The organism is Proteus vulgaris, assembly GCF_016239305.1.
Lineage (GTDB): Bacteria > Pseudomonadota > Gammaproteobacteria > Enterobacterales > Enterobacteriaceae > Proteus > Proteus vulgaris_C.
This window is the reverse complement of the sequence record NZ_JAEHOQ010000016.1, coordinates 40,830-64,750: the sequence shown is the minus strand read 5'-3', so window position 1 is coordinate 64,750 and position 23,921 is coordinate 40,830. Positions and strand designations below refer to the sequence as shown.

17 protein-coding genes are annotated in these 23,921 nt (G+C 39.4%); 6 read left to right on the top strand and 11 right to left on the bottom strand.

Features of this window, described 5'->3' with window-relative positions; translation table 11 throughout:
* Window position 1: 1 nt before the first annotated feature.
* The 6 genes from JEP40_RS12540 to lrp form a co-directional block, all read right to left on the bottom strand.
* Entirely contained in the window at window positions 2-1,033 is a 1,032-nt protein-coding gene (locus JEP40_RS12540; RefSeq protein ID WP_232799275.1) for a methionine ABC transporter ATP-binding protein, read from the bottom strand.
* A gap of 259 nt (window positions 1,034-1,292) precedes the next feature.
* Window positions 1,293-2,582 (bottom strand): serine--tRNA ligase, encoded by a 1,290-nt coding sequence (gene serS / locus JEP40_RS12535; RefSeq protein ID WP_198623826.1) that lies wholly within the window; start codon window positions 2,580-2,582, stop codon window positions 1,293-1,295.
* A 118-nt stretch (window positions 2,583-2,700) separates the two neighbouring features.
* Window positions 2,701-4,050, bottom strand: coding sequence for a replication-associated recombination protein A (locus JEP40_RS12530; protein ID WP_198623853.1), 1,350 nt, complete (start codon window positions 4,048-4,050; stop codon window positions 2,701-2,703).
* Between the two features lie 7 nt (window positions 4,051-4,057).
* Complete coding sequence (lolA, locus tag JEP40_RS12525; RefSeq protein ID WP_198623825.1) at window positions 4,058-4,666, bottom strand: outer membrane lipoprotein chaperone LolA; 609 nt, start codon at window positions 4,664-4,666, stop codon at window positions 4,058-4,060.
* Between the two features lie 112 nt (window positions 4,667-4,778).
* Window positions 4,779-8,504 (bottom strand): DNA translocase FtsK 4TM domain-containing protein, encoded by a 3,726-nt coding sequence (locus JEP40_RS12520; protein ID WP_198623824.1) that lies wholly within the window; start codon window positions 8,502-8,504, stop codon window positions 4,779-4,781.
* 133 nt (window positions 8,505-8,637) lie between these two features.
* A complete protein-coding gene (gene lrp / locus JEP40_RS12515; protein ID WP_004244566.1) occupies window positions 8,638-9,132 on the bottom strand; it encodes a leucine-responsive transcriptional regulator Lrp in 495 nt (164 codons plus the stop codon).
* Between the two features lie 543 nt (window positions 9,133-9,675).
* Here lrp and trxB point away from each other — a divergent pair.
* From trxB to infA, 5 genes are all read left to right on the top strand, one after another.
* Window positions 9,676-10,635, top strand: a complete 960-nt coding sequence (gene trxB, locus JEP40_RS12510; protein WP_036938142.1) for a thioredoxin-disulfide reductase — start codon at window positions 9,676-9,678, stop codon at window positions 10,633-10,635.
* 140 nt (window positions 10,636-10,775) lie between these two features.
* Complete coding sequence (gene cydD, locus JEP40_RS12505; RefSeq protein WP_198623823.1) at window positions 10,776-12,545, top strand: heme ABC transporter permease/ATP-binding protein CydD; 1,770 nt, start codon at window positions 10,776-10,778, stop codon at window positions 12,543-12,545.
* 2 nt (window positions 12,546-12,547) lie between these two features.
* Window positions 12,548-14,299, top strand: coding sequence for a heme ABC transporter ATP-binding protein/permease CydC (gene cydC / locus JEP40_RS12500; protein WP_198623822.1), 1,752 nt, complete (start codon window positions 12,548-12,550; stop codon window positions 14,297-14,299).
* A 1-nt stretch (window position 14,300) separates the two neighbouring features.
* Window positions 14,301-14,993, top strand: a complete 693-nt coding sequence (aat, locus tag JEP40_RS12495; RefSeq protein ID WP_198623821.1) for a leucyl/phenylalanyl-tRNA--protein transferase — start codon at window positions 14,301-14,303, stop codon at window positions 14,991-14,993.
* A 341-nt stretch (window positions 14,994-15,334) separates the two neighbouring features.
* Window positions 15,335-15,553 (top strand): translation initiation factor IF-1, encoded by a 219-nt coding sequence (infA, locus tag JEP40_RS12490; protein WP_004244560.1) that lies wholly within the window; start codon window positions 15,335-15,337, stop codon window positions 15,551-15,553.
* Between the two features lie 123 nt (window positions 15,554-15,676).
* Here the strand turns inward: infA and clpA are convergent, their stop codons facing one another.
* Complete coding sequence (gene clpA / locus JEP40_RS12485) at window positions 15,677-17,968, bottom strand: ATP-dependent Clp protease ATP-binding subunit ClpA (RefSeq protein ID WP_198623820.1); 2,292 nt, start codon at window positions 17,966-17,968, stop codon at window positions 15,677-15,679.
* 30 nt (window positions 17,969-17,998) lie between these two features.
* Window positions 17,999-18,313 carry an ATP-dependent Clp protease adapter ClpS gene (gene clpS, locus JEP40_RS12480; RefSeq protein WP_036938154.1) on the bottom strand — a complete coding sequence of 105 codons (315 nt, stop codon included), beginning with the start codon at window positions 18,311-18,313 and terminating at the stop codon, window positions 17,999-18,001.
* Window positions 18,314-18,602: 289 nt separating this feature from the next.
* Here clpS and cspD point away from each other — a divergent pair, with 289 nt between their 5' ends.
* A complete protein-coding gene (cspD, locus tag JEP40_RS12475) occupies window positions 18,603-18,812 on the top strand; it encodes a cold shock domain-containing protein CspD (RefSeq protein WP_198623819.1) in 210 nt (69 codons plus the stop codon).
* 136 nt (window positions 18,813-18,948) lie between these two features.
* On the opposite strand, the gene macB is transcribed toward cspD, so the two are convergent.
* From macB to JEP40_RS12460, 3 genes are all read right to left on the bottom strand, one after another.
* Window positions 18,949-20,895, bottom strand: coding sequence for a macrolide ABC transporter ATP-binding protein/permease MacB (macB, locus tag JEP40_RS12470; RefSeq protein ID WP_198623818.1), 1,947 nt, complete (start codon window positions 20,893-20,895; stop codon window positions 18,949-18,951).
* Window positions 20,895-22,004, bottom strand: a complete 1,110-nt coding sequence (macA, locus tag JEP40_RS12465; RefSeq protein WP_198623817.1) for a macrolide transporter subunit MacA — start codon at window positions 22,002-22,004, stop codon at window positions 20,895-20,897. The genes macB and macA overlap by 1 nt, the downstream gene beginning before the upstream one ends.
* A 123-nt stretch (window positions 22,005-22,127) precedes the next feature.
* Window positions 22,128-23,804, bottom strand: coding sequence for a DUF2813 domain-containing protein (locus JEP40_RS12460; RefSeq protein ID WP_198623816.1), 1,677 nt, complete (start codon window positions 23,802-23,804; stop codon window positions 22,128-22,130).
* Window positions 23,805-23,921: the final 117 nt, after the last annotated feature.

The window sequence follows — 23,921 nt, the reverse complement described above, 5'->3', positions numbered from 1 at the left end:
ATCACACAACCGCTATATTAAAATTATTATTCTTAAGGTATTGGATAATTTCATTAGATTTATTATTTAATTGTAAATAAATAAATCCATTTTCTTGTGAGAAATTTCCTTTTATCAAATTAATTGGTTCATTAAATTTAGAAATTAAATCATAAAGAAAATAATCATATTTTTTACCTTCTTGTAATAGTAATCTTATTACTGTGCTTTGCTGTTTTATATTACCAATGTCATCATTATTATCTATTACCTGTGCTGATTGAGATAAAAATTGCTGTGTTACTTTGTGTTTGGGGTGATTAAATATGTTCAGCACTTTACCTTGTTCTATTATTCTTCCTTGCTCAATAACTGCAACTTTGTTGCATATCGCTTTTACAACCTGCATTTCATGTGTGATCAACACAATCGTAATATTCATTTTTTTATTAATTTCAGCGAGCAATGCTAAAATTGTTTGTGTTGTTTTTGGATCTAATGCAGATGTTGCTTCATCGCATAATAAAACATCCGGATTGTTTGCTAGCGCTCTAGCAATACCCACACGTTGCTTTTGTCCACCACTTAATGTTGATGGATATTCATCTGCTTTATCAGCAAGCCCAACCAACACCATCAGTTCATTCGCTCGCTGAGAGCGTTGTTTTTTATCTACACCCGAAATTTCGAGTGGAAATTCAATATTTTCTCTAACTGTGCGTGACCATAATAAATTAAAGTGTTGAAAAATCATGCCAATCGAGTGACGAATTTTACGGATCTCACGTTCACTGCTGGTAGTAATATTATATTTTCCTACAATCACCTCGCCTTCGGTAACTGGCTCTAAGCGATTTAATAGTCGGATCAAACTACTTTTCCCCGCACCGCTATAACCAATAATGCCAAAGATATCCCCTTGTTCAATATTGAGATTAATGTCATCAACAGCAACAGTTTGTTTTTTCCCTCGCTGATAAATTTTGCTGACATTTTTTAATGTTATCATTTTAAGTAACCCATCCATTAAATAGAAATCTAGACGTCTAAACATCTAGAAATCCAAATTAAGGTTAATTAGAAGAATTGTCAAGCAAGGAATGAAAATACAGTAAACTAAAACGATATACCTTAGAATTAAACTGTTTTTGATGTCTTTTTTATAAAATATTTACTCGATTATATCCTCACTTACTAGCTTTAATATCCAGAATAAATTAAATTAATAGCGATAAATATTTATTAAGGCCAATAAAAAACCCCCTGCCTAAGCAGAGGGTTAAATTATTAATACTCAATTAATTAGATAATAATTAACCGATATATTCTAAACCGTTCATGTAAGGACGTAACACTTCTGGAATTTCAATACGACCATCAGCCATTTGATAGTTTTCCATGATTGCAACTAAAGTACGACCTACTGCTAAACCAGAGCCATTTAATGTATGAACCAGTTGAGTTTTCTTGTCACCTTTGGAGCGGAAACGTGCTTGCATACGACGAGCTTGGAAATCCCACATATTTGAGCATGAAGAAATTTCACGATAAGTATTTTGAGCTGGAACCCAAACTTCTAAGTCATAAGTTTTACGTGAACCAAAACCGATATCACCAGTGCAAAGCACAACTTTACGATATGGCAGATTCAGTAATTGCAGCACTTTTTCAGCATGGCCTGTTAGCTCTTCTAATGCTTCCATTGATTTTTCAGGGTGAGCAATTTGAACCAGCTCAACTTTATCAAATTGGTGCATACGAATAAGACCACGAGTATCACGACCATAAGAGCCTGCTTCTGAACGGAAACATGGCGTATGAGCCGTCATTTTCAATGGTAAATCGTCTTCTTCGAGAATAACGTCTCTTACCATGTTGGTAACAGGCACTTCTGCTGTTGGAATAAGCGCGTATTGGCTTTCTGCTTCTTCTTCTAACGGTTTTGTGTGGAATAGGTCTTCACTGAATTTAGGTAACTGACCTGTACCGTACAGTGTTGCATGGTTAACCAAGTAAGGAACATACATTTCTTGGTAACCGTGCTCTTCTGTGTGCAAATTCAGCATAAATTGGGTGATAGCACGATGTAAACGCGCAATTTGACCCTTCATCACAACAAAACGTGAACCGGTGATTTTCACCGCAGAAGCGAAATCTAAACCATCAGTCAGCTCACCTAAAGTCACATGATCTTTTAATTCGAAATCATAAGTCTTTGGTGTGCCCCAACGAAAAACTTCTACGTTTTCACTATCATCTTTACCATTTGGCACAGCATCATCTGGCATATTAGGGATAGTTAAAGCGTAATCACGAATTTCCGCTTGAAGAACTTCAAGTTCTGCTTTTGCAGCTTCAAGTTTTTCACCTAACAGGTTAACTTCCTGACGAAGTGGCTCAATATCTTCACCACGCGCTTTTGCCGCACCGATGGACTTCGATCGAGAATTACGTTCTGCTTGCAGGGATTCGGTTTCAACCTGTAACACCTTACGGCGTTCTTCTTGTTGACGGATTTTTTCCACATCGAGGGTGAACCCCCTGCGAGCCAGTTTTTCGGCGACCGCGTCTAGCTCATTACGCAGTAGATTTGGATCGAGCATGCTTATCCTGTGCTTATTGGTAGATTAATAAAAACCTTCTCTCCTATCTTATAAAAAAGATATCTGAGACAAGGCATAGTTAAGAAATTAATGATAATTTAATAACCTTACCGCATCTTTACATTTTGCGATAGCGTTTTGTAACACTATTTTGATCTTGTTGAGAAAGCCAGTCTAATTTCTCTGCAACCTTGATCTCTAACCCTCTTTTTACTGGGTAATAGTACTGCGTATTGGCCATTTCTTTAGGAAAATAAACCTCTCCTGCCGCATACGCATTAGGCTCATCATGGGCATAACGATACTCAGCACCAAGCCCCATTTCTTTCATGAGTTTTGTCGGCGCATTACGCAAATGTTCAGGCACGTCATAATCAGGTTTACTTTTGGCATCTGCAATAGCAGCTTTAAATGCTGTATAAACTGCATTACTTTTTGGTGCACAAGACAAATACACAATGGCTTGCGCAATCGCGCGTTCACCTTCAGCAGGCCCTACACGCGTAAAGCAATCCCATGCGGCAATAGCGACTTGCATTGCGCGAGGATCGGCATTACCTACATCTTCTGATGCGATTGCCAATAAACGGCGAGCAACATAAAGCGGATCGCCACCGGCTGTTATGATCCTTGCGTACCAATAAAGTGCTGCATCAGGTGCAGATCCTCTTACTGATTTATGCAATGCAGAGATAAGATCGTAAAAACGATCACCTTTATTATCGAAACGCGCACTACGCTCACCACTAATTTCAGTGAGTAACGCGGGGGTCAACGTACGTTTTCCTTGGCTATCTACTTCCGCAATATCTGCCATCATTTCAAGCAAATTTAATGAACGACGTGCATCACCATTAACCAATTGTGCAATCATTTTACGAGTATCATTAGGTAAAATGATATTGCGTCCACCTAAACCACGTTCAGTATCATCTAATGCTTGTTGAAGTACTAACTCAATATCAGCTTCAGTCAATGAGCGTAATAGATAAACTCTCGCCCTAGAGAGCAAAGCTGAATTGAGTTCAAAAGAAGGGTTTTCGGTCGTTGCGCCAATAAAAGTGATAGTTCCATCTTCAATATGAGGTAAAAAAGCATCTTGCTGGCTTTTATTAAAACGATGTACTTCATCAACAAATAGTATTGTTCTGCGCCCAGCATTACGATTTTGGCGCGCAATTTCAATAGACTCTCTGATTTCTTTAATACCCGATGTTACCGCAGATAAACGTTCTATATCAGCTTGCGCATAGCGACCAATAATCTCAGCAAGAGTTGTTTTCCCTGTGCCTGGTGGCCCCCATAAAATCATGGAGTGCAATTGCCCCGCCTTAATAGCACGAGGTAATGGCTTACCTTCGGCAAGTAAATGCGTTTGCCCGATATATTGCTCCAATGTTTCAGGTCGCATTCTTGCAGCCAGAGGTTGGAACTCATTGCGTGAAAAATCGAGTGATAAATTACTCAAAATATCCTCACTGACGTTGGTCATCCACAGTCACACCCACAGGAGGTGTAAAGCGAAACGCGGATGCATCGATTGGTGCAGCCGTTTGATCAGTTAATTGATAATTACTCACCTGACCATCTTGTTCTGTGGCCGCAAATTGCTGAATTTGCCCATTAGGTAACACGGTGATCGTAAAATGTTTTAAGTTATTTTCTACTTTTGGCGTTAGCTCAAAACGGTCACCCGTTTGTTTAACTTCATAATTTTGCCATTCTTTACTGTCGTTACGCGCGATCAACATAAACGGAGTATTGGTTGTAGCACTTTCAAGCCAACTCGCAGTAACTTGCTCCACAAAGGGATTATAAAACCATAATGTTTTGCCATCAGAAATTAGAGTGCTCTCATCAGGCGCTGTCATTTGCCAATTAAACAAATCAGGGCGTTGTACTTTTAAATTACCTTCCCCTTTTTGAATAAGAGCACCTTCATTGCTAGTGACAGTTTGGCTAAAGTTAGCTTGAAAACTATTTACTTTATTTAATCGTTGTTGCAGATCTTGACGCGCATCAGCCCAAACAGCTTGGCTACTTATTAATGCCATCGCACACACTGCAAATAATACTTTTTTCATTCTACAAGCCTCGGCATGAGATTACGCCGACATAATGTCGGCGTATAAATTTTAATGATATTGTGTAGATTATCATGCTATCTCATTAGCTGATAACTGAGTTTTCAAGATATTACATATCAGAAGGCGGTGGCGAAAGTACATCACGCGTATTGTTGTGATTTGGCGTGCTGACAATACCTTGCATCTCCATTTGCTCTACAATTCTTGCTGCACGGTTGTAGCCAATTCTAAATTGACGTTGTACACCAGAAATAGAAACACGTTGTTTCTCAACCACAAATTCTACCGCTTGGTCAAATAATGGATCAAGCTCTTCACCATCATCGTAGCCCCCTCCATTACCACTTTCGCCTTCTTCACCACATTTAGTAATAGCTTCAATATATTGCGGACGACCTCGTGCTTTCCAATCAGTTGCCACGGCATGTACTTCATCATCGCTGACAAAAGCACCATGAACACGCTCAGGCACAAAACCATTAGGTGCATAAAGCATATCACCCATGCCTAATAATGATTCAGCACCACCTTGATCTAAAATGGTTCGGGAGTCGATTTTGCTCGAAACTGTAAAGGCAATACGGCTAGGAATATTGGCTTTAATTAATCCGGTAATGATATCAACTGAAGGTCTTTGTGTTGCAAGTACAAGGTGAATACCGGCAGCTCGTGCTTTTTGCGCTAAGCGAGCAATTAGCTCTTCCACTTTTTTACCCGCAGTCATCATTAAATCAGCGAATTCATCGACGACAACCACGATGTAAGGTTCTTTTTCCAACGTTGGCATTTCTGTCGCCATACTGTCTGTTGGTTTCCAGAATGGATCTGGAATTGGGCGTCCCATCGCTTCAGCTTCTTTAATTTTTTCGTTGTAACCTGCAAGGTTACGTACACCAAGTGCAGACATTAGTTTATAACGACGCTCCATTTCAGCTACACTCCATCGCAGCGCACTTGCAGCATCTTTCATATCTGTCACAACTTCAGTCAGAAGATGTGGAATTCCTTCATATACAGACAGCTCAAGCATTTTAGGGTCAATCATAATAAAGCGAACATCTTCTGGTTTCGCTTTATAGAGAATGCTGATGATCATTGCATTCACACCGACAGATTTACCTGAACCTGTTGTACCTGCCACCAGTAAGTGGGGCATCTTAGCAAGATTAGCAACAACGGGTTGTCCACCAATATCTTTACCTAAAACAACAGTCAGTGGAGAGCGACTGTCACGAAATGCATCACTGTCTAACAACTCACGCATATATACGGTTTGACGCTTTTTATTAGGTAATTCCAGTCCTACATACGGTTTTCCTGGAATAACTTCAACAATACGTACCGCAATGGCAGACAATGAACGTGCTAAGTCACGTGATAAATTTGAAATACGCGCAGCTTTTACACCCGGCGCAAGTTCAAGTTCAAATCGCGTGATAACAGGCCCCGGTGAAATACCAACCACCTTGGCTTTAACACGATAATCATTAAGACGCGCTTCAATAAGTTTACCGATACGCTCAAGCTCAAACATATCAACAGGTTCTTCTTCTACTGGCGGTGTTGTTAACAGATCCAGTGAAGGCATTGGCGTAGTCGGTTTTTGCAACGGCCTGTCATTACGCATCAAGAATGGATGAATTAATGATTCTTGTTGCTGTTGCTGTTGCTGTTGCTGTTGCTGTTGCTGTTGCTGTTGCTGTTGCTGTTGCTGTTGCTGTGCAAAATGCTGAACCATATTTGGCTGTGGTTCAATACGTGGTTGCGATGCAGTTTGAGATTTAGCATGTGGTGTAACAGGTTCAGAAACAATCGGCGTAAATACTGGCTCTATCGGATCTTCATCCAATAAATCATCAATAGGCGAAAAAGCTTCTAATGCTGTGAGTTCTCTTTCTAACTCAATTTTCGGGCTATACTCTTCCTCTTCATCATCACGAGGTGAGATTTGTAAAAACGCATTACTGGTTGGATACTCTACTTGTTTCTCCATTGTTTGCGTCGGTTGTGTTGATTGTGAAGCAAACGAATGTTGAATATGAGGTTGATAACCCGTTGTTGCTTGCAATGTAGGTGCTTGCGAAGAGAGTTGAGGTAATAGCTCTTCTTCTTCATCCAATGAAACATCATCACCATAACGTGCTTGCAGTTGTTGTTTAAATTGCGCAGCTAGTTGTTGCTGTTCGTAAAGCTCATTCTCATCAATATCATTGCTATTATCTTCCGCTGAAGAGAATGTATTTGCAGTAACGGTAGGTTCGTCTTGATAATTATCTTGTTGATGATTAAAGGAAGAAAGTGGTTTTTCAATATTTGGCTCATAATGAGAGCCGGATTGCTCAACAACCTCATCAGCTTCGTCGCCATAGCGTTCACGTTGCTGTTCAAGAAATTGTTGGCGTAATTGCTGTTCAAAATTTGCTTGATCTTGGATATCAGCTAATTCATCTTCAGGCTCTGATTGTACAGCTTCTTCACGACGGCGCAGTTCCGCTTCACGTTGTGAAGGAATATGAATACCATAAAGCTCACGACGAGTAGGCAAACGTACTGGGTTTGGTCGTGGTAGTTCAGGTCCTAAACCTTGTTTAACTTGTGCTCCGTGACTCACTAGGGCACTTGCTACTCCGGCAGTCACCGCTGCGGCTTGTGTTGAGGCATCATCGCTATCTGGCGCCAGTGAAAATGTAGGTTCAGCTCGCCCAACAGGCATAAAGCTATCTAAGTCATCTGTAGGTTGTGCAATAGGATTATTTTCAACTAATGGCATCGCAAAAGATGTGTTCTCTTCTGGTCTTGAACAAACAGAATGTTGAGGAGCGCTGACTTCTGGTTGAATGTCTTTTTTAAGGAAAGCTTCAGGAATATCAAAACGGTAATGTTCAGATACTTCTTCTGTTATTTGGGACGTTTGTTCTACAACAGACTCCGCTATAATAGACGCAACTGGCGTTAATGATTGAACATGATCGTCTGTATCATTTGTTGCACTGAAAGAAGGTAAATCATCTTCTCTTTCCGTTTTAGGCGGTTGTGATGAATCAATATCTTGCTGACGAGCAAGTTCAAGCGCTGAAGGCGCAGAAAATAAAATATCATCACTCTCTTCTGTTGTTAGTTCTGATGATTGTTTTTCTGTTTGATTTGAATGCTCAGTAACATCACCAACAAAATATTGAGTGCTATCATCTTCTTCGTCTTCGTATTCAGCGTCGTGTTGACCTCGATTAGTAATAAAACCCACCGTACCGAGGATAACCGCACCAATTTTTTCTGTGATAGTTAGCCACGACCAGCCTGTAAATAATGTAAAACCAACAGCCCAGACAGATAACAGTGCAAGCGTTGCACCTAATACATTAAACCAAGGTAATAGTGCTTTACTAAATAAACTGCCAATGACACCACCTGAGCTAAAATTGTAGATATCATCAAAATTAAGATCAGCTAATGCACAAGAGGTAAAAACCAGAGCCAAGGCACCAATCGTGCGAAGTGCAAGGGAGAAAAAATCAGTATACTCGCGATTTTTTTGGTAGCGTAGTGAATTCCAACAACCAAAAACAACCACAACAGGAATTGCATAGGCAAGTAAGCCAAATGCTGAAAATAGGATATCCGCTAACCATGCTCCGATACTGCCACCTAAGTTTTGAATAGGTTCATTCCATGTAGTTTGCGACCAACTAGGATCAGAGGGATGAAAGCTAAATAAAGAAACCATCAAAAAGACAGCACCAATCCCGATTAAAATGAGAATAGCTTCCCAAACACGACGACGGTTACTTATCTTTGTTAAACGAACATTTTTGTCTTCTGTATATTCCTGGCTCAAAGAGGGCTCTCCAGGTTTAACTTAGGGTTAAATTAAAACGGAACAACGCTGAGATATCTCAGCGTTGAAACTGTATGCATAAACAGGAGTGTACCTAATTTTTTCCTGTTTTGCACCAACCTATTAAGTTGGCTTAGCGAGTTTTGATTACAAGGCGGTTGCTTTGTTTAACTTCTTCCATAACCACGTAAGTACGTGTGTCATTAACACCCGGAAGACGTAACAGAGTTTCACCCAGTAATTTACGGTAAGCAGACATATCAGGCACACGAGTTTTCAACAGATAGTCAAAATCACCAGAAACTAAATGACATTCTTGGATTTCTTCAAGTTTTTGAACAGCCATATTAAATTGTTCAAAAACATCTGGTGCGCCACGGTTTAGTGTAATTTCCACAAATACCAGTAATGATGCATCGAGGTAATGAGGGTTTAACAGCGCAGTATAACCAGAAATGAATCCTTGGCGCTCTAAACGACGTACACGCTCTAAACAAGGCGTTGGTGATAAACCAACACGTTTAGATAACTCAACGTTTGAAATACGACCATCTTTTTGAAGCTCATTTAGAATATTCCGGTCTATTCTATCAAGATCTTTACCCGGACGTTTTTTATTATCAATCATCTCTATACTCTCTTTCTCTTTTTCTCTTACTTTATTTTCCTATACCCATACCTGTACACCTTCAGCATCAATGTCGAAACTTTGGTATCAAACGGTCAGAGCAAACTACCAATCTATTTTCTTTTAATGCCAGATAAAACATCTGTTTTATCTAAATACTCATTAGCAAATATCGCAAAGTAATTATCTTACACCCTGTCTGTCGAAAAATTGTACCTATAACATCCAAAGATAATTATCTTTAACAATCATGTTTTCGCAAATGTACAGCGGATTGTCAAAGCAAATGAGTAAAAATCAGAACAAGGCGCTATGTTATTCTCTATATACGCAAGATAGTCATCAATTGTAAAGCAAAATGTTTCGTGTTGATTCGATGATGTTAGCCCAATATAACTCTATAATTATTAAACTATATTAGTATTAACTATTGCTAAAATAGCTAAAATATTATGTCTATTTCTCGTCATTGGCTTTTTTTAACGTCTTATTTCTCCTACAATCCCCCAATTCGCATCACGCCTAATCAGAGATGAGGTACACATGAGCACCATCAAACATAGCAAACTTATTATTTTAGGTTCAGGCCCTGCGGGTTATACCGCTGCCGTTTATGCTGCAAGAGCAAACTTAGAACCAGTACTGATTACGGGTGTTGAAAAAGGCGGTCAGCTGACAACAACAACAGAAGTCGAAAACTGGCCCGGTGACCCTGAAGGGTTAACCGGTCCAGGCTTAATGGATCGCATGTTTCAGCACGCTGAAAAATTTAATACAGAGATTATCTCTGACCATATTAATAAAGTCGATCTGAAAAACCGCCCTTTCCGCCTATTTGGTGATGAACAAGAGTACACCTGTGATGCATTAATTATTGCTACAGGTGCTTCCGCACGTTATATCGGCTTACCTTCAGAAGAATCTTTTAAAGGCCGTGGTGTCTCTGCTTGTGCAACCTGTGACGGCTTCTTCTATCGTAACCAAAAAGTTGCGGTCGTTGGTGGCGGTAATACCGCAGTAGAAGAAGCACTGTATTTAGCCAATATTGCATCCGAAGTTCACCTGATCCACCGCCGTGATTCATTCCGTTCTGAAAAAATCTTAATTAATCGTTTAATGGACAAAGTAAACAGTGGCAATATTATTTTGCATACTGATCGTACTTTAGATGAAGTTCTTGGCGACGATATGGGTGTAACCAAAGTTCGTTTAAAAGATACTAAGAGTGATAAAACCGAAGAATTGGATGTAATGGGTGTATTTATTGCCATTGGACATAGCCCTAATACGGCTATTTTTGATGGACAATTAGAATTAGACAACGGTTACATCAAAGTACAATCAGGAACACAGGGTAATGCAACTCAAACCTCAATTGAGGGCGTTTTTGCAGCTGGTGACGTAATGGATCACATTTATCGTCAAGCAATTACCTCTGCAGGAACAGGTTGTATGGCTGCTTTAGATGCAGAACGTTACTTAGACGCACAAAAATCCAACTAAAATCATCACTTCCTTTCAAGGCGCTATTTCAGTAGCGCCTTTTACCATGTAACATACTAGCCTGGTTGCCAAAGCGTATAACTACTTACCTTGGCCTTTCTGATACTTTGTATCTCACCTGCAGATTTGAATCTTTTCTTATGGATAAAACTAAACAAAATGAATTGGTTCGATGGCTGAAACAGCAAAGCGCTCCAGCCCGTCGATGGCTACGGCTATCAATGATTTTAGGTGTTGTAAGCGGTTTATTAATTATTGCTCAAGCATGGTTATTAGCCGTTTTACTTCAAGCATTTATCATGGACAGTATTAACCGTGATACGCATATACCTACCTTTCTCACTCTTATTGGTATTTTTATCTTACGTGCAGCAGTAATGGCAATACGAGAGCGTGTTGGTTATCGCTGTGGTATGGCAGTTAGGCAACAAATTCGTAAAATTGTCCTTGATAGACTTGAAGAATTAGGCCCTGTTTGGGTTAAAGGCAAACCAGCGGGAAGTTGGGCTACGATTATTTTAGAACAAATTGAAGATATGCAAGATTATTATGCACGTTATCTTCCACAGATGTATCTTTCCGCTATTGTGCCTATTCTTATCCTTATCACCTTATTTCCTGTTAACTGGGTTGCGGGGTTAATTTTATTCTTTACTGCCCCACTGATCCCGCTATTTATGGCATTAGTTGGCTTAGGTGCAGCAGATGCTAACCGTAGAAATTTTCTCGCTTTAGGTCGTTTAAGTGGTAACTTCCTCGATAGATTAAGAGGATTAGATACATTACGACTATTTAACCGTGGTAATGCCGAAATAAAACAAATTACTGAAGCTACCGAAGACTTCCGTAAACGCACGATGGAAGTGCTAAGAATGGCGTTCCTGTCTTCTGGCGTATTGGAATTTTTTACCGCTGTTTCTATTGCTGTTGTTGCTGTTTATTTCGGGTTTTCTTATTTAGGTGAACTTAATTTTGGTAGTTATGGTTTGGGTGTTACCCTCTTTTCAGGTTTCTTAGCGCTGATCCTTGCTCCTGAATTTTTTCAACCTTTACGAGATTTAGGTACTTATTATCATGCAAAAGCGCAAGCAGTGGGCGCAGCAGAGTCTCTGGTTGAGTTTTTAGAAGCTGATGGCGAAAAACCACAATTAGCAGGTAATGAGCGTATCAATGCAAACGAACGTATTGAAATAACAGCACATGAACTAGAGATTTTATCGCATCAAGGCGTAAAATTAGCAGGCCCATTAAGTTTTACAATTAATCCTCAGCAACGTATTGCGATTGTAGGCCAAAGTGGTGCAGGAAAAAGCTCATTATTAAACGCCCTTTTAGGTTTTTTACCTTATCGCGGTTCATTAAAAGTTAATGGTATTGAATTAACTCAGCTTTCACCTGAAGCATGGCGTCAATGTTTAAGTTGGGTGGGACAAAATCCAAATTTACCTGAACAAACTTTACTTGATAATGTACGTTTAAGCGCTCCAAATGCCAGTTCAGAACAAATTAATCTGGCTATTGAAAAGGCCTATGTCAGCGATTTTATTAACGATTTACCTGATGGGTTAAATACAGTAATTGGTGATAGTGCTGCACGTCTTTCTGTTGGCCAAGCACAGCGAATTGCCGTAGCCCGTGCTCTATTATCCCCTTGCCAATTATTATTACTAGATGAACCAGCAGCAAGCCTTGATTCTCATAGCGAACAACGTGTGATGCATGCACTCAATAATGCATCATTAAATCAAACTACGTTGCTTGTTACTCATTTATTGGAAGAAACATTAGGTTACGATCAGATTTGGGTAATGGAAAAAGGTCAAATTATTGAAACGGGCACTTATGCATCATTAAGCCAGAAACAAGGGGCTTTTGCTCGTCTTCTTGCTCATCGTAAAGAGGAACTTTAATTATGAAAGTATTGCTTCCTTTTCTCGCACTCTATCGTCGCCACTGGTTTATGTTATTGCTAGGTATTATTCTTGCTATCTTAACTTTACTGGCGAGCATTGGTCTTTTAACACTATCAGGTTGGTTTTTAGCGGGTACTTCTCTAGCCGGTTTTGCGGGGATTTATAGCTTTAACTATATGCTACCTGCTGCAGGTGTTCGTGGTGCGGCGATATTTCGTACTGCGGGCCGTTATTTTGAAAGACTCGTTAGTCATGATGCAACGTTTCGCGTATTATCACATTTACGAGTATTCACCTTTGAAAAGATCTTGCCTCTTTCTCCCGGTGGAATTGCACGTTTTCGTCAAGGTGAGTTACTTAACCGCTTAGTGGCTGATGTTGAAACATTAGATCACCTTTATATTCGTGTTATCTCACCTATTATTGCCGCTTTTGTCGTCATTATGATGATTATGTTTGGCCTTGGCTTAATTGATGCTCGCTTAGCCAATACATTAGGTGGTATTATGCTCACCTTGCTGATTGTTTTACCTTTTGTGTTCTATTATGCAGGTAAACCTATCGGCCGAGACCTGACTGATTTACGTGGACAATACCGCACTGTGCTAACTAGCATGTTACAAGGGCAAGCAGAACTGACTGTTTTTGGTGCGTTACCTCGTTTTAGAGCGAATTTAGCGCAACTTGAAGCCAAATGGTTACACCGACAAGCACAACAAGCAAACTTAACAGGGTTATCGCAATCATTGATGATCCTCGCCTCAGGACTAACTGCAACTCTAATTCTATGGTTGGCAGCAGATGGAATAGACCATAGCTTTATGCCTGAAGCCTTAATTGCATTATTCACGTTCTGTGCATTGGCAGCATTTGAATCTTTAGCCCCTGTTACTGTTGCTTTCCAGCATTTAGGACAAGTAATGACGTCTGCAACACGTATTTCTCATTTAATTGAGCAAAAACCAGATGTCACTTTCCCTAGAAAAGGGGAAGAAAGAAGAAAAAGTGCTTCACTTACCCTGCATAATGTGTGCTTTACTTACCCAGCTCAGCCGATGCAAGTTATTAATCATGTGGATTTAACCATTGAAGCAGGACAACACATTGCATTGCTAGGAAAAACAGGCTGTGGTAAATCAACACTATTGCAATTGATCAACCGCGCTTTTGATCCAACTCACGGCACGATCCGCTTAAATAATTCATCTATTGCCGATTATGATGAAGCGACTTTGCGTTCAATGATGTCTGTTGTTCCTCAACGTGTTCATGTCTTTAGTCATACCCTAAGAGAAAACTTAATTATGGCAAAAGAAGAGGCTACGGATGAAGAGCTAGTCTATGCACTTCAACAAGTTGGCCTTGGACACCTTCTGGAAAATGATGAAGGCTTAAACGCATGGATGGGCGATGGTGGTAGACAGCTCTCAGGCGGCGAACAGCGACGTTTAGGACTGGCAAGAGCCCTACTCCACAATGCACCTCTTGTATTGCTTGATGAGCCAACAGAGGGCCTTGACGCCGATACAGAACAGCAGATCCTTGCTCTCTTACATCAGCATTGTCAGGGTAAAGCAGTATTAATGATCACTCACCGACTCCACGGTTTAGATAAAATGGATAAAATCTGCGTTATGGATAACGGAAAAATCGTTGAAACAGGCACTCATGCTTCATTATTACAACAACAAGGACATTATGCTAAATTTCATCAAAGACAGGCACTATTAACTCCGACGCACGAGGCATAATATGCCATTGTTTCAATTAGACAATAGTGATTTGGATTTCCCAGAGCCTCATTTAGCATTAAAAGAGCCTAATGGATTATTAGCAATAGGGGGAGAAATCTCCCCTTCTCGGTTACGTGTTGCATATCAATCAGGGATCTTTCCTTGGTACTTCCCTTACGAAGAACCATTATGGTGGTCACCTGATCCAAGAGCTGTATTGCCTGCCGGTGATTTACATATTGGGCGTAGTTTGCGTAAATTTATTCGTCATCAACCATATAAAATAACGTTAAATCACGCCTTTGCTTCAGTAATAGAGGCCTGTTCTATACGTGATGAAGGTACATGGATAGGCCCTGATATAAAAGAAGGTTATGAAGCACTGTATCATCAAGGTGAAGCACACTCTGTTGAAGTCTGGGAAGGTGATGAACTCGTGGGTGGATTATATGGGATCAATATCGGTGCGGTTTTTTGTGGTGAATCGATGTTTAGTCGCAGAGATAACGCCTCTAAATGTGCCTTTATTGCTTTTTATAACCATTTTCTTCGTTATGGGGGTCAACTATTTGATTGTCAGGTGCTAAACTCTCATACTGCCTCGTTAGGTGCCAGTGAGATCTCGCGTGACCATTATTTAGATGCATTATCTCGCTGGAAAAAAGTGATTATTGATAAAAAGTGTTGGTATCAGCAATCGTTGGAATTATAATCACTGCTTGTTTTTGTAAAGCCCTTCTTATTTAAAACAGAATTAATAATGTCATTCTGTTATTTATGCAAAAAGGTTTATACAAAAATTTTATCTTACACACCCATTATGTGGTTAGGGTGTGTTGCTATTTTATTGTTATAAATACCACAAAATAAAGAATTACGACTTCTGTTATTACTTTTGCTTTAGCTTAGTAAAACGCAAGTCACGGTAAGGATGTTAAGTGTAATAGCAAGGTGAACACCATTGCTATCCGATAACATTCCTTTACATAGGACAATATTTTCGGCATTATCTTGCCGTTTAAAAAATATGGTTATTAAAACTTAGAGGATTAGATGGCCAAAGAAGACAACATTGAAATGCAAGGCACTGTACTGGATACTCTGCCAAACACGATGTTCCGCGTAGAATTAGAAAACGGACACGTCGTTACCGCTCATATCTCAGGAAAAATGCGTAAAAACTATATTCGTATCCTGACAGGCGACAAGGTTACCGTTGAGCTGACCCCATATGACCTGAGCAAAGGCCGTATCATCTTCCGTAGCCGTTGATCCCAATCTGTTCTCTCCCGTTATTGTCATATAACGGGTGAAAAAAAACACCACAGGCAAGGCATTTATTAATGCTCACCTGTGGTGTATGCGTTTATGGCTTAATAAGTTAACCGCGACCCCTTAGATAACGGTATCTTCATTCTTAGCCAGCTTTTCTTGACTGATAAACTCGTAGTTTAACTTACCTGCTAGTTTATCCAATGTAACAGAAACCGAACCGCCATTAACAAGAGATCCAAATAAAATCTCGTTAGCTAATGGTTTTTTCAGATTTTCTTGGATAACACGTGCCATTGGTCTTGCGCCCATCGCTTTATCATAGCCTTTATCACACAACCATTGGCGTGCTTCTTGACTCACTTCTAACGATACCCCTTTATCATCTAACTGTACTTGTAGCTCGACAATAAATTTATCCACTACCATAGAGATAATTTCAGGTGATAATGCATTAAACCAAATAATATTATCTAAACGGTTACGGAATTCAGGTGAGAATGCCTTTTTAATTTCCGCCATAGCATCTGTGCTATTGTCTTGCTCTGTAAATCCAATCGACTTACGTTGCGTTTCACGCACACCCGCATTGGTAGTCATTACTAAAATAACATTACGGAAATCCGCTTTGCGACCATTGTTATCTGTTAATGTACCGTTATCCATGACTTGTAGCAGAATATTGAACACATCTGGATGTGCTTTTTCAATTTCATCAAGTAACACAACGGAATAAGGGTTTTTGATTACTGCATCAGTTAATAATCCACCTTGGTCAAAACCAACATAACCTGGAGGCGCACCAATTAAACGACTAACAGTATGTCGCTCCATATATTCAGACATGTCAAAGCGTAATAATTTAACATTCAACGCTTTCGCTAATTGCACAGTAACTTCTGTTTTACCTACCCCAGTTGGGCCAGCAAATAAGAATGAACCTACTGGTTTGTTATCTTGGCCTAAGCCTGCTCGACTCATTTTAATGGCCTCAGATAGTGCATGAATTGCAGGATCTTGACCAAATACCAACATTTTTAATTGGTTATCGAGGTTTTTCAGTATCGATTTATCGCTACTAGAAACTGTTTTTTCAGGAATACGCGCAATTTTAGCAACTACTGACTCAATATCAGAAACATTGATCGTCTTTTTGCGTTTACTTGGCGCAATTAAACGTGTTTTTGCACCCGCTTCATCAATAACATCAATAGCTTTATCCGGTAGATGTCTATCTGTAATGTATTTAACTGATAAATCCACCGCAGCCTGAATCGCTTTATTGGTATAACGTACCTCGTGGTGCGCTTCATATTTCTGACGTAACCCTTTGATGATTAAAACAGTTTCATCAGGTGAAGGTTCTGTTACATCAATTTTTTGGAAACGACGTGCAAGCGCTCTGTCTTTTTCAAAAATATTACTAAATTCTTGATAAGTCGTAGAGCCTATAACTCGAATTCGTCCACCTGATAACAGAGGTTTGATTAAGTTCGCTGCGTCTACCTGTCCACCTGATGCAGCTCCAGCACCAATAATGGTATGGATCTCATCAATAAATAAGATGCTTTTCTCATCTTTTTCAAGGGTTTTTAGTAACGCTTTAAACCGTTTTTCGAAATCACCACGATATTTAGTTCCCGCTAATAGCGAACCAATGTCTAGTGAATAAATAGTGTAGCCTTTCATAACGTCAGGAACATCATCTTGTTCAATGCGCCATGCTAGCCCTTCTGCAATTGCCGTTTTACCGACGCCTGATTCACCCACTAATAGCGGATTATTTTTACGGCGACGACATAATACTTGAATAGTTCGTTCTAATTCAGCTTGACGCCCAATCAGGGGGTCTATTTTACCTTGGCGCGCTAACTGATTAAGATTAGTCGTAAAATTATCCATATGATCGTCACCTTGAGGCATCTCTTGTTGAGATTGTGCGTTCATATCATTCATGTCAGAAAGATTTTCGTTTTGCTGATCTTCTTTTGAAATACCATGAGAAATAAAATTTACGACATCAAGGCGACTAACGTCATGTTTACGTAATAAGTAAGCTGCGTGAGATTCTTGTTCACTAAAAATAGCCACCAGCACATTAGCGCCAGAGACTTCATTTTTACCTGATGATTGAACATGAAAAACAGCACGTTGTAATACACGCTGAAAACTCAGCGTTGGCTGTGTTTCTCTGTCTACATTTTCAGGCAAAATAGGGGTTGTTTTACGAATAAAGACTTCAAGTTCTTCGCGTAAGACTGCCAGATCGACTTTACAAGCTTCCAATGCTTCGCGTGCCGATTTATTACTTAATAGCGCCAACAACAGGTGCTCTACAGTCATAAATTCGTGTCTGTTATCACGGGCTTTCGCGAATGCAACATTAAGACTCAGCTCTAATTCGTGATTAAGCATAAGCACCTCCTCCTTAAAAGACTAACCGGATCATGCTTGTTCAAGAGTACATAAAAGTGGGTATTCGTTTTCTCTTGCATACAGATTAACTTGTGCCACTTTTGTTTCAGCAATATCCGCACTATAAACCCCACAAACTCCTTTCCCTTTATGATGAACGTCCAGCATAATTTGTGTTGCTTTTTCTTCACTGAGAAAAAAATACATCGTAAGCACTTCTACAACAAAATCCATGGGGGTGTAATCATCATTATTCAAGATCACCTTATACATTGCTGGTGGCTCGTTTACCTGATGAACATCATCCCTTAGCGTGGTTTCTGTTAAAAAATCAAACTGACCCATTGTTTTGCATTACTCATAGTTTTGTTAAACGTCACTTTCAATTATGACATTTAGTTTACCATCTCACAGGAAAGTCTGCCTATCAACGCTTTTTTATTCCCTCTTTTTACATCCAAAAAAATAACAAAGCGTTAGCTACATCAAAATTTCACCTTATCGAAACACTTTCTATCCCTTCCACCTCTTGACGACTGAAACAATAAAATAGAGTATGTTTTATGAACAGCTCAGTAAATATACTGAAAGTGATGTTAAACAAATAAATATAAGTATATGAGAGAAGCTAAGTATGGAGACAGGTACAGTAAAGTGGTTCAATAATGCTAAGGGCTTTGGTTTCATTACCCCAGCAGAAGGTGGCGAAGATATTTTTGCCCACTACTCAACAATTAGAATGGAAGGCTACCGCACACTTAAAGCGGGGCAGAAAGTTAATTATAGCACGATAAAAGGGCCTAAAGGTGACCATGCTGACCTTATCATTCCTATCATTGAATAGAAGATATGCACAGTATAAATAAACCTGATAATACCTTTTGCCCAATGAGGTTAGGTTTTTTCAGTCAAGAATGATACCTAATTCATTCAAATAAAAGCCCTTTATATACTTAAGGGCTTTTATCTTATTATTTGAATTATTCTCGAGCTAATGCATCAATTGGATTCATTTTTGCCGCACTTCTTGCAGGTAAGAATCCGAAAATAACCCCAATAGCAGTTGAACAAATAAAAGCACTGATTAATGCAATAGGTTGGAATACAAAATGCCAATCCGGTAACATCACACTTGCAATCATTGCGATACTAAACGAAAGAGCAATTCCTAACACGCCCCCAACTAAACAAACTAATACAGACTCAATGAGAAACTGTTGCATCACATCACTCGCTCTCGCACCAACTGCCATTCTAATACCGATCTCTCTCGTTCTTTCAGTCACAGAAACCAGCATAATATTCATAACACCAATGCCACCAACGACTAATGAAATAACCGCAACAAGTGTAAGAAATAATTGCATTGTTTGTGTGGTGCTCTCGGCCGCTTTAATAAAACTATCAAGGTTATAAGTGAAAATATCTTTTTTACCATGTCGGATCGTGAGCAAACGGATCATTTGTTGTTCTGCTACGCTGGCATCATAGCCTTCTATTGCTCTTACCGTAATGCTATCAAGATATGAACGATTTAAAATACGACTATTTAACGTACTATAAGGTACCCAAACACGTAATGACTGCCCATTCCCAAAAGCTGATTTTTTGTCTGCTATAACGCCGACAATCGTAGATGGAATATTGCGAATAATAATTTGCTCACCAATCACATCTTTCTTAGTTGGAAAAAATCGATGGCGAGTATTTTCGTCAATCACAACAACCTGAGCTTGTCGCTGGATCATATCTTGGGTAAATGAGCGCCCTTGCGAAAACTTCATAGCATACACAGTAAAATAATCTTCACTCACCCCCGCAACCGAGGCCGGAGAGTCTTGATTTCCACGACGTAATCGCGTACTAAATTGCACTTGCGGTGTTACAGCTTGCACATAAGACTGCTGTTTTAAGGCGAAAACATCTTGTAGCGTTAATGATTGTCTGTCTTCAGGGGAGTCACTACCAAAATCTTTTCCAGGATAAATATCGATGGTATTTGAACCAATGGCTTTTATATCAGAAAGCACCATACTTTTTGCAGCATCACCAATGACAATAATAGTCACGACAGAAGCGATCCCTATAATAATGCCAAGCATTGTCAATAATGTGCGTACTTTATTGACAACCATGGCACGCCAAGCCATTTCTAGTGCTTGAGTAAAACGCCCTACAACTTGTCCAAAATAAGAGGAAGTTAAAACAGTTGTCGTTTCTTTTTTAACTTTATGTGTTGTTGTTTGATGACGATTATCACTAATAATTTTACCGTCTTTTATTTCGATAATTCGTTCAGCTTGTTCTGCAATTAAAGGATCATGCGTTACGATAATAACTGTATGTCCTTGTTCATTTAATTGCTTCAAAATAGCCATTACTTCTTTACCAGAATGACTATCTAATGCACCAGTAGGCTCATCAGCAAGAATGACTTCGCCTCCATTCATTAACGCTCTCGCAATACTTACACGTTGTTGCTGACCGCCAGAAAGCTGATTAGGTCGATAATCAACACGCTCGCCTAATCCTAAACGAGTTAATAATTCACGCGCTCTTTCTTTACGTTGAGTAGCATTTTTATCTGCATAAATAGCGGGAATTTCGACATTCTGCTCTGCACTTAAGTGCGCCATTAAATGATAGCGTTGAAAAATAAACCCAAAGTGTTCACGACGTAATGCCGCAAGTTGATCACCTTCCATTTGTGCGACACTTTGACCCGCAACTTTATATTCACCGCTACTTGGCTTATCCAAACATCCTAGGATATTCATTAAGGTCGATTTACCAGAGCCGGACGCGCCCATAATAGCGACCATTTCACCCGCATTAATCGTTAATGAGACTTTATTGAGAACAATCGTTTCTTCCTCACCATTGCTATATGCGCGACTAACCTCATTGAGTTCTAATAATGCTGGCATTATGCATCTCCTGAAGTTTCACCCAGAATCACCTCATCGTTCTCTTTTAATCCGCTGAGGACTTCAGCATAAACATCAGTACGCATACCTATTTTTACCGTGCGTTTTTCTGGCTGACCATTAACTAAAACATCAACATAATATTCATTAATACCTGCATCCTCACCTAATACTGAAAGCGGTACCAGGAGCACATCTTTCTTATTTTCGATAAGAATTTTAACTTGTGCAGTCATTTGTAAGCGTAGTAAATGTTGCTCATTAGGCACTTCAAAACGGGCATAGTAGAAAATAGCATCATTAATTTTTTCAGGCGTTGGCAGAATATCTTTTAACTTACCGCTAAAGGCTTTATCAGGCGCGCCTAACACTGTAAAAGAGGCATTAAGATCAGGTTTTAAATAAATAACATCTGCTTCAGATACTTCCGCTTTTACCAGCATCGTATCTAAATCTGCTAAAGTTAAAATCGTTGGTGCTTCTTGCGCCGCAATAACGGTTTGGCCTTCTAGGGTTTTAATAAACGTCACTATGCCATCCATAGGCGCAGTGATACGCGTATATTGAAGGTTAGTCTTGGCTGTATCTAAAGTTGCTTGATTCTTTTTAATTTGCGCTTCATAGGTGATAATGCGCGCTTTTTTAACATCAACATCGGTTTTAGTACGATCAAGTTCATCTTGTGCAATTGCATGCGTACCAATCAGCTTTAACTGACGTTGATATGTAAGTTGCGCTAAACGTAATTCGGCCTGTGCCTGCTGAAGATTTGCTCTAAGCTCATTGTTGGTTTCTTGCGATTCAGTGACTTCATTTTGCGCTTTTTTAGGATCAATAATTGCTAACAAATCGCCCTTTTTAACCGCATCGCCCTCTTTCACAAATAAAGTTTGTAATTGGCCACTGACTTGCGCACCCACATCAACTTTACGCACAGCATCAAGCTTACCTGTTGCTGTCACTTCTTTTGACAGCTCACCTCGCGTAATGATTTGTGTTTGATATGACGGTACATTTTCTTTCGGCCAAAAAAAATAGGCGATAATAGCAACCGCAATTAAAATCAGGGTGAGCACTTTCCCGCGCTTTTTTAAAGATAAAAAAGCCATACAATATCCTTCCTAAACATAACAATTTAATAAACCATAAGAAACTTTAGCGATGATATTAACCTTCATCGCTAAATAGAATTTACATTGATCTCGTGCGTTTATCTTTCTTGCTATAACGGCCTAATTTGCTTTGCCTCTAGCAAGCCATGCAACACGAGAAAACATACTTTTCAGTATGGAGGGGATGGAGTCTACTCCTCGTTGAGCAGCATTGTTAGCTACCGTTAGTGCGAGATCAGGTTTCGATGAACGTTGGATAGCTTTAATAATCACACGTCGAGTTGGCCATTTTTCATTATCAGGTACACCTGCAACATCATGATACACATTACGAAAGCCTTCTTTGTATAAGAAATGTTCCATATCTAAGGCTGGGAGCTTTGTTAATCTATCACGTTCAGCATCATTACTTTTTGATGCAAAATCTTTAACGGTTGCGGCATATTTCTTACCTGCTTCATCACCATCCACTAAAGTATGCCATTCTATTCCCATATACGTTGCATACTTTAATAATGGCTTAAGTCCACATTGTGCAAATTCGATAACTTTTATTCCTTCGGCTTCAAAGAAATAATTACATTGTCTTGCCAACTCGTTCATTAGCCAAATTTCCGTTTCGCCTTCAACCAATAACCAGCAACGAGCAAAAAGTGCAGATGGCCTGTTATAACGAATATGAAATGAGATACGCCGCTCTTCATCCGAATGTAATTGCTGATTACCAACGCGATAAGCAGCTACTTTGTCGGTATCACGCACTAAACGACACACACTTTCTAATGGTGCTAATGAAAGTAACTCACCTGAATTAGTCGTTGTTATGCGTTGTAGTGAAAAAAGGTTAAGCAACCCCCAAGCCACCGAAAGCATAATAGGATGTAAACGTGTTTCAGGGTTTTCGACAATGACGATAGGCCTTGCATAAGGATCTAATGCAACACTACCTCGAGACTGTAATATAGAGGAGAACATTCCTAAGATAATTAATCGAATACTTCGTTGATTCGGCTTTGCTAATACCTTATTAATATTTTCTAACGCATGCCAGCCACGCACATGAGGCTCATTGACTTTGCGATGACGAGCATGTGATTTAAACAACAACGAACCATGATCAGCAAAATAGTGCCCTAATAGCTGTTGCATGGCATCTAGTCCTTCACGTAAATCCTCATCTGATAACTCGTCCGGATTTTTGACTAATGCCTTGGTTAACTCACTCATTTTATTATTAAACGCTTCTCGATGAGGATTATTATGAGGATCGATAACGTCTGAAGTAAGATCACGAACAAAACGTGCATCTTGTAAGCGAAGGACAGGATAAAGCCTAACAATTTCTGCAATAATTTCTTGTGTTTGCCCATTAGGTAAACGGATCTGTTTTCCTTCTTTATCAAGAAAATAGCGAAAAGTTTTTACATTTTTCTGCTCATCGAGTTCTGCACTGATGCGATAATAAATATGTTTTAGTTCATCACCATTTGCAACCCATACTGGTGTAAGCTTATGGAAACGATAAGAATGATGTCGTCCAGGGCGTGATTCAGTAAATGTCAGAATTATTTGTAGGCTTTTTTTACTATTTTCTTCCGACTCATTTGGCAGACGATGGAAATCATCAGATGTAAAGGCATATTGATAGGTTTCAATACCCAAGCTAAGTGTTAACGCATCAAGTAATGAGCTTTTACCCCACGCATTTTCCCCCACTAAGACTGTATTCATATCAAGAGGTAATGAAAGGCGATTAAGTCCACGGAATCCAACTATTTCCACTCTTTCTAAATACATAAATTCCCTCGTTAGTTACGACTAAGCTATATTTTTTTATTCTTCCTATCTTAATTTTATGCTTAATCTGCCAATAATTTTACTTAATGAATATTTTCATTAAATCACAGTTAAAAG

Bases quoted from the DNA above. Each gene is read 5' to 3' on its own strand.
- aat (WP_198623821.1), top strand. From the start codon at position 14,301: ATGCCATTGTTTCAATTAGACAATAGTGATTTGGATTTCCCAGAGCCT.
- clpA (WP_198623820.1), bottom strand. From the start codon at position 17,968: ATGCTTAATCACGAATTAGAGCTGAGTCTTAATGTTGCATTCGCGAAA.
- JEP40_RS12460 (WP_198623816.1), bottom strand. From the start codon at position 23,804: ATGTATTTAGAAAGAGTGGAAATAGTTGGATTCCGTGGACTTAATCGC.
- cspD (WP_198623819.1), top strand. From the start codon at position 18,603: ATGGAGACAGGTACAGTAAAGTGGTTCAATAATGCTAAGGGCTTTGGT.
- lrp (WP_004244566.1), bottom strand. From the start codon at position 9,132: ATGATTGATAATAAAAAACGTCCGGGTAAAGATCTTGATAGAATAGAC.
- cydC (WP_198623822.1), top strand. From the start codon at position 12,548: ATGAAAGTATTGCTTCCTTTTCTCGCACTCTATCGTCGCCACTGGTTT.
- macA (WP_198623817.1), bottom strand. From the start codon at position 22,004: ATGGCTTTTTTATCTTTAAAAAAGCGCGGGAAAGTGCTCACCCTGATT.
- lolA (WP_198623825.1), bottom strand. From the start codon at position 4,666: ATGAAAAAAGTATTATTTGCAGTGTGTGCGATGGCATTAATAAGTAGC.
- trxB (WP_036938142.1), top strand. From the start codon at position 9,676: ATGAGCACCATCAAACATAGCAAACTTATTATTTTAGGTTCAGGCCCT.
- JEP40_RS12540 (WP_232799275.1), bottom strand. From the start codon at position 1,033: ATGTTTAGACGTCTAGATTTCTATTTAATGGATGGGTTACTTAAAATG.
- macB (WP_198623818.1), bottom strand. From the start codon at position 20,895: ATGCCAGCATTATTAGAACTCAATGAGGTTAGTCGCGCATATAGCAAT.
- cydD (WP_198623823.1), top strand. From the start codon at position 10,776: ATGGATAAAACTAAACAAAATGAATTGGTTCGATGGCTGAAACAGCAA.
- infA (WP_004244560.1), top strand. From the start codon at position 15,335: ATGGCCAAAGAAGACAACATTGAAATGCAAGGCACTGTACTGGATACT.
- serS (WP_198623826.1), bottom strand. From the start codon at position 2,582: ATGCTCGATCCAAATCTACTGCGTAATGAGCTAGACGCGGTCGCCGAA.
- clpS (WP_036938154.1), bottom strand. From the start codon at position 18,313: ATGGGTCAGTTTGATTTTTTAACAGAAACCACGCTAAGGGATGATGTT.